The organism is Mycobacterium sp., from assembly GCF_039583785.1.
In the GTDB taxonomy this organism is placed as follows: Bacteria; Actinomycetota; Actinomycetes; order Mycobacteriales; family Mycobacteriaceae; genus Mycobacterium.
This window is the reverse complement of the sequence record NZ_JAVKSG010000031.1, coordinates 38167-44347: the sequence shown is the minus strand read 5'-3', so window position 1 is coordinate 44347 and position 6181 is coordinate 38167. Positions and strand designations below refer to the sequence as shown.

Here is a 6181-nt window from a genome sequence, read left to right as displayed (position 1 = left end):
GCGATGTCTCGGGTTGCCGTTACCAACCGATCTCCTGGCACATCGGTTCAACGATGAACAACGCGCCGCGCGCACTGCAGAGCGGCCGTCCGGGCGGTGCCGGTGGGGGAGCGGCGCACTCAGAATCTGTTGGATCTCACCGGCATCCACCAGGATCGCCGCGCGGATGGTTCACCAGTCGAACTGATTCGCTGATTCGCTGGCCGCGACTGTCGGCAGCGCCTTAGATGAACTGATGGAACTGATGAGTCCCCTCGACTCGGTATTTTTAACCATCGAATCACGCGAGCACCCGATGCACGTCGGCGGTTTGCAGCTGTTCCAGCCACCAGAGGGCGCCGGGCCGGAGTTCGTCCGCGAGGCACACGATCAGCTTGTCGCCAACCGCAACTTCCAGCCGACCTTCCGCAAGCACCCCGCCTGGACGTTCGGCGGAATTCCCAACGTGGCGTGGACCTATGACGACCCGGAGGACGTCGATGTCGAGTACCATGTGCGGCGCTCGGCGCTGCCGTCACCGGGACGGGTCCGGGAGCTGCTGGAGCTGACATCGCGATGGCACAGCAGCCTGCTCGACCGGCACGCCCCCCTGTGGGAAGCCCACTTCGTCGAGGGCTTGAACGACGGCCGGTTCGCCCTCTACAGCAAGTTCCATCACTCGCTGATCGACGGTGTCTCGGCGCTGCGGCTGATGCAGCGGACGTTGCGGGCAGACCCCGAGGACACCGACATGCCGGCGATTTGGGATTTGCCCAGGCGTCAGCGGGAGGTGCAGAAGTCCAACCGGCCGGGCCTGTCACAAATCGCCGGAGCCATTGCGGCATATGGCCCTTCGACGTGGACGCTGGCGCGGGCCGCGTTGTTCGAACAGCAGCTGACCCTGCCGTTCGCCGCGCCGCGCACGATGTTCAACGTGCCGATCGGCGGCGCGCGGCGAGTCGCCGCCCAGTCGTGGGGGATGGACCGGCTCAAGACCGTCAAGACGGCCGCGGGTGTGACGTTCAACGACGTCATCCTCGCGATGTGCTCCGGCGCGCTGCGGTATTACCTGCAGGACGAGCATGCGTTGCCCGACAACCCGCTGATCGCGATGGTTCCGGTGAGCATGCGTTCCAACGCGGACGCCGACAGCGGCGGCAACCAGGTCGGTGCGCTGTTGTGCAATTTGGCCACCGACGTGGACGATCCGGCGCAGCGGTTGGAGGCGATCAGCGCGTCGATGCGGGGCAACAAAAAAGTGTTCTCCGAGCTGCCCAGGCTGCAGGCGTATGCGTTGTCCGCGGCGCTGATCGGACCGCTGGGACTGTCCGCGCTCCCGGGCTTCGCCTCGGCGGCACCGCCAGCGTTCAACATCGTCATCTCCAATGTTCCCGGTCCGACCAAGCCGATGTACTGGGGCGGCGCCCGACTCGACGGCAACTACCCGCTGTCGATCGCGCTGGACGGCCAGGCGCTGAACATCACGATGGTCAACAACGCCGACAACATCGACTTCGGCCTGGTCGGCTGCCGCCGAAGCGTGCCACACCTGCAGCGCTTACTCGGCCACCTGGAAACCTCGCTCAAGGATCTGGAACGCACGGTCGGAGTCTGACTCTGGTGCCCAAGCTCAGCGCGGGCCTGCTGCTCTATCGGCTGAGCGACGGAGTCGTGGAAGTCCTGATCGTGCATCCGGGCGGGCCGTTCTGGGCGCGCAAGGACGACGGCGCCTGGTCGGTCCCCAAGGGTGAGTACGGTGACGGCGATGATCCCTGGGCGGCCGCGCAACGTGAGTTCGAAGAAGAGGTCGGGTCGGCGCCACCGGCCGGCCCGCGCATCGATCTGACCCCGGTCAGGCAATCCGGCGGCAAGGTCGTCACCGTCTTCGCGGTACTGGGCGACCTCGATGTTACCGACGCCCACAGCAACTCCTTCGAGCTCGAATGGCCAAGAGGCTCAGGGCAAATGAGGTCCTTTCCGGAAGTCGACCGGGTCGAGTGGTTTACCGTCGCGCGGGCCAGGGTCAAGCTGCTGACGGGTCAGGTCGCGCTCCTCGACCAACTGATGGCAGATCCGGGTGTGGCCGATCTGCAGCAGGAGGGCTGATCGACGGGGCGTATGTTCAGACGCATGCAGACGCTGCGCACACCCGACGAACGATTCACGGATTTACCCGAATTCCGCTATGCCGCGCACTACTCCGATGTGTCCGACGGCGAAGGCGGCACGCTGCGGATGGCCTGGGTGGAAGACGGCCCCGCCGACGCCGACCCGGTGCTGATGCTGCATGGCGAGCCGACGTGGTCGTTCCTGTACCGCAAGATGATCCCGGTGCTGGCCGCTGCCGGTCATCGCGTCATCTGCCCCGACCTGGTGGGATTCGGGCGCTCGGACAAACCGACTCGTATCGAGGACCACAGCTACGCCCGGCACGTCGAGTGGATGCGCGAGCTGGTGTTCGATCACCTGGGTCTGCAGCGGGTGACGCTGGTCGGGCAGGACTGGGGCGGCCTGATCGGACTGCGGCTGGCCGCCGAGCATCCCGAACACTTCAGCCGACTGGTGGTCGCCAACACCGGGTTGCCCACCGGCGACATTCCGATGCCGGAGATCTGGTGGCAGTTTCGCAAGGCGATCCAGACCGCGCCGTCGATCGACGTCGGCCGGTTCGTCGAGGGCGGCTGCCGCCGGCCGATGCGCGACGAGGTCCGCGCGGCCTACAACGCGCCGTTTCCCGACGACAGCTACTGCGCCGGGCCGCGGGCCATGCCGGGCCTGGTGCCGACGTCGCCCGACGATCCCGCCGCCGCGGCCAACCGGGCCGCCTGGGCCACGCTGACTGCGAGTCCCACCCCGATGCTGGTGGCGTTCAGCGACGGCGACCCGATCACCGGTGGGATGGCGCCGATCCTGCAGCGTGAGATGACGGGCGCCCAGGGGACCGATCACCCGGTGGTGGGCAATGCCGGGCATTTCCTCCAGGAAGACGCGGGCGAGGAACTTGCGGGCTACGTGGTGACCTTCTTGAACGGATGACGCCACCCGTCCGTGGTTGGCGCGGAACTCGGCGATATTGCGCTCGTTGAAGGCGCTCATGTCAGACAGTCTCCCCGGTTGCGCCGAGGCCCGGAACGATATCGTCGAGGCTTACTGTCACCGGGGTCTCCAGTTGCGCGTAGGTGCACGACGCCGGCTCGCGGTCCGGTCGCCAGCGGTTGAACTGCGCGGTGTGCCGGAACCGCGCGCCCTCCATGTGGTCGTAGCGGACTTCCACCACCCGCTCGGGCCGCAGCGGCACGAACGACAGGTCCTTGCCGGCGTTCCAGCGGGAGAACTCGTTCTTACGGGGTGTGCGTTCACCGGCTTGGTGAGCCGCCCAGCTCCACGGGTGTTCGTCGAAACCGGTTACCAGCGGCTGTAATTCGGTGAACAGCCGCCGCCGCTCGGCCATCGGGAAAGCGCCGATCACGCCGACCGACGCCAGCGTGCCGTCTCCGGAGTACAGCCCGAGCAACAGCGAGCCGATCGCATCGGCACCGGACTTGTGCACCCGGTAACCGGCGACCACGCAGTCGGCGGTGCGCTGGTGCTTGATCTTGAACATGATCCGCTTGTCCGGCTGGTAGGTGATCGACAGCGGCTTGGCGATCACACCGTCGAGGCCGGCCCCCTCGAACTCGTCGAACCAGCGCTGTGCGGTGCCCAGATCCGTCGTCGCAGGCGTGACGTGAAACGACGGGCCCGAGCCGCCGAGCGCCTCGACCAAGGCCTCGCGACGCGCGGAGAACGGCCGGCCGGTGTAGTCGTCGTCGCCGAGGGCCAGCAGGTCGAAGGCGATGAACGACGCCGGTGTCTTCTCGGCCAGCATCCGCACCCGCGAGTCGGCCGGGTGGATGCGCTGCTGCAGCGCTTCGAAGTCCAGGCCTTGATCGGTGGCGATCACGATCTCGCCGTCGATCACGCAGCGCTGCGGCAACTCGGCGGTAGCCGCGGCGACCAGTTCGGGGAAGTAGCGGGTCATCGGTTTCTGGTTGCGGCTGCCCAACTCGACCTGATCGGTGTCGCGGAAGCAGATGGATCTAAACCCGTCCCATTTCGGCTCGTAGGACAAATCGGGTGGGATCGAGGCAACCGACTTGGCCAGCATCGGCGAAACCGGCGGCATGACAGGCAAGTCCATCCCGATATTGTGCTGAATCGGCATCTGGCAGATCCAGCGGAGGAACTTGACGTCGCCCCAAACTCCGTGTCATTTTCTGACGCGCGATCCCCGGCGCCATCGGCTTAGACGATGTGGATGCCCAGAACCAATGCGAGGCCGCGTTCAATTTGGTGCATTGTGTCGGGCGCCAGTGTGCCCAGTCGCTCCAGTAGACGGCTGCGAGCGACGGCGCGAATGCCGCGACAGACCGCGACGCTTTCGGCGTCTACGCCTTCGGCGGGTGAAATGGGTGGCCGCAATGGGCTGTGGGTCAGTGAGCTCGACACCGGTACTACGACGATGAGTTCGTCGTTGATGCCGGCGAGTATCTCCTCGATAGAGACGACGACGGCGGGGCGATGTTTGCCGGGTTCGCCGGTGCGCGCGGCGCCGAGGGCGACGAGCCACAGTTCGCCGCGCCGCGGTTCAGCCAAGGCCGTCGTCGCCCGTGGTGTCCCAGTCGCGGTTCTCCTCGCGTACCGCTTGCAGCGCCGCCTCGGCGCGGGTGGCGTCGCGTTCGGCGCGGAAGATCGCCTCGTGTTCCGTGCGGGTGGCGAGCTCGGTGAGCAGGGCAGCAATAGAAACACCTCGCTCGCGGGCTTGGGCGGCAAGCCGGTCACGCGTTTGGACCGGAACTCTGATGGTAGTCGTTGAAGTAGACACAAATAGTAGCCTAGCATGTAGCCACTTATTGGCGCCTATTTCTTTCGGGCAATGTGACGCGCTGCTTCTTGAGCGCGTCACACTCGTGAGGTCAGGCCGAGTTTGCTGTGGCAGCGCCGCGGTAACTCTGCCGCGGCCACCAACTCGGGGGTACATCGCCATATTTTGCTGGAACCGTGTGCTGCAATCGGAAGATGGCATCGCCAGCGGAGGAAATCGACGTCGACGGGATCGCCGTCCGGCTGACCAACCCCGACAAGGTGTACTTCCCCAAGCTGGGGTCGGGCGGCACCAAGCGGAGCCTCGTCGACTATTACCGGGCCGTCGCCGCCGGCCCGATGCTGGCGTTGCTGAAAGACCGGCCGACGCACCTGCAGCGCTTCCCCGACGGCATCGACGGCAAGGAGATCTACCAGAAGCGCATCCCGCGTCACCATCCCGACTACCTGGAGACCTGTCGGATCACCTTTCCGTCGGGGCGGACCGCCGACGCGCTACGGGTGACCCACCCGGCCGCGATCGTGTGGGCGGCGCAGATGGGCACCATCACGCTGCACCCGTGGCAGGTCCGCTGCCCCGATACCGAGCATCCCGACGAACTGCGGGTCGACCTGGACCCGCAGCCGGGCACCGGTTTCGCCGACGCACGATTGGTCGCCGTCGATGTGTTGCGGCCGTTGCTCGACGAACTCGGGCTGGTGGGCTATCCCAAGACGTCCGGCGGTCGCGGCATCCACGTGTTCCTGCGGATCAAGCCCGAGTGGGATTTCATCGCGGTGCGTCGTGCCGGCATCGCGCTTGCCCGCGAGGTCGAACGTCGCGCGCCGGATGCGGTGACGACGTCGTGGTGGAAAGAAAAAAGAGGTGCGCGTGTTTTTCTGGACTTCAACCAGAACGCCCGCGACCGCACGTTCGCGTCGGCGTATTCGGTGCGGTGCACCCAGATCGCAACGGTGTCGATGCCGCTCACCTGGGACGAGTTGGCGACCGCGGACCCGGATGACTACACGATCGCCACCGCGGCCGACCTGGTGGCCAACCGCGACGACCCGTGGGCCGACATCGACGCGAACAGCCAGTCGATCCAACCGCTCCTGGAGTTGGCAGCCGCCGACGAGGAGAACGGGCTCGGCGATCTGCCGTATCCGCCCAACTATCCGAAGATGCCCGGCGAGCCGAAACGCGTTCAGCCGAGCAAAGATACCGACCAGAGCAGGAAACACAACTCAAAGTGACGCCGTGCGTTGGCTGACATCGGCCCACGCCCGAAAGGTCGACGGGGATCAGCGGCCCCATGCTGGCTTCTCAACACCGAAGTTGCGCACCGCTGACCACCTC

General features: G+C 66.2%; 7 protein-coding genes. 4 read left to right on the top strand and 3 right to left on the bottom strand.

Features of this window, described 5'->3' with window-relative positions:
- Positions 1–235: 235 nt before the first annotated feature.
- Genes ABDV69_RS11675 through ABDV69_RS11665 form a run of 3 tightly spaced genes read left to right on the top strand, consistent with a single transcriptional unit; the run spans position 236 to position 3015 of the window.
- Positions 236–1594 carry a wax ester/triacylglycerol synthase family O-acyltransferase gene (locus ABDV69_RS11675; RefSeq protein ID WP_343574412.1) on the top strand — a complete coding sequence of 453 codons (1359 nt, stop codon included), beginning with the start codon at positions 236–238 and terminating at the stop codon, positions 1592–1594.
- Between the two features lie 5 nt (positions 1595–1599).
- Positions 1600–2085 carry an NUDIX domain-containing protein gene (locus tag ABDV69_RS11670; RefSeq protein WP_343574410.1) on the top strand — a complete coding sequence of 162 codons (486 nt, stop codon included), beginning with the start codon at positions 1600–1602 and terminating at the stop codon, positions 2083–2085.
- A 24-nt stretch (positions 2086–2109) separates the two neighbouring features.
- Complete coding sequence (locus ABDV69_RS11665; protein ID WP_343574407.1) at positions 2110–3015, top strand: haloalkane dehalogenase; 906 nt, start codon at positions 2110–2112, stop codon at positions 3013–3015.
- 61 nt (positions 3016–3076) lie between these two features.
- Here ABDV69_RS11665 and ABDV69_RS11660 read toward each other — a convergent pair whose 3' ends face one another.
- From ABDV69_RS11660 to ABDV69_RS11650, 3 genes are all read right to left on the bottom strand, one after another.
- A complete protein-coding gene (locus ABDV69_RS11660) occupies positions 3077–4159 on the bottom strand; it encodes an ATP-dependent DNA ligase (RefSeq protein WP_343574404.1) in 1083 nt (360 codons plus the stop codon).
- A 104-nt stretch (positions 4160–4263) separates the two neighbouring features.
- Entirely contained in the window at positions 4264–4614 is a 351-nt protein-coding gene (locus tag ABDV69_RS11655) for a type II toxin-antitoxin system PemK/MazF family toxin (protein ID WP_343574402.1), read from the bottom strand.
- On the bottom strand, positions 4607–4843 hold the full coding sequence (locus tag ABDV69_RS11650) for an antitoxin (RefSeq protein ID WP_343574399.1): 237 nt from the start codon (positions 4841–4843) through the stop codon (positions 4607–4609). The genes ABDV69_RS11655 and ABDV69_RS11650 overlap by 8 nt, the downstream gene beginning before the upstream one ends.
- Positions 4844–5037: 194 nt before the next feature.
- Between ABDV69_RS11650 and ligD the strand changes: the two genes are divergently transcribed.
- The gene (gene ligD / locus ABDV69_RS11645) at positions 5038–6078 is read left to right on the top strand and encodes a non-homologous end-joining DNA ligase (RefSeq protein WP_343574398.1); all 1041 of its coding nucleotides are present in this window, start codon (positions 5038–5040) and stop codon (positions 6076–6078) included.
- Positions 6079–6181 lie beyond the last annotated feature (103 nt).

Bases quoted from the DNA above. Each gene is read 5' to 3' on its own strand.
- ABDV69_RS11665 (WP_343574407.1), top strand. From the start codon at position 2,110: ATGCAGACGCTGCGCACACCCGACGAACGATTCACGGATTTACCCGAA.
- ABDV69_RS11660 (WP_343574404.1), bottom strand. From the start codon at position 4,159: ATGGACTTGCCTGTCATGCCGCCGGTTTCGCCGATGCTGGCCAAGTCG.
- ligD (WP_343574398.1), top strand. From the start codon at position 5,038: ATGGCATCGCCAGCGGAGGAAATCGACGTCGACGGGATCGCCGTCCGG.
- ABDV69_RS11675 (WP_343574412.1), top strand. From the start codon at position 236: ATGGAACTGATGAGTCCCCTCGACTCGGTATTTTTAACCATCGAATCA.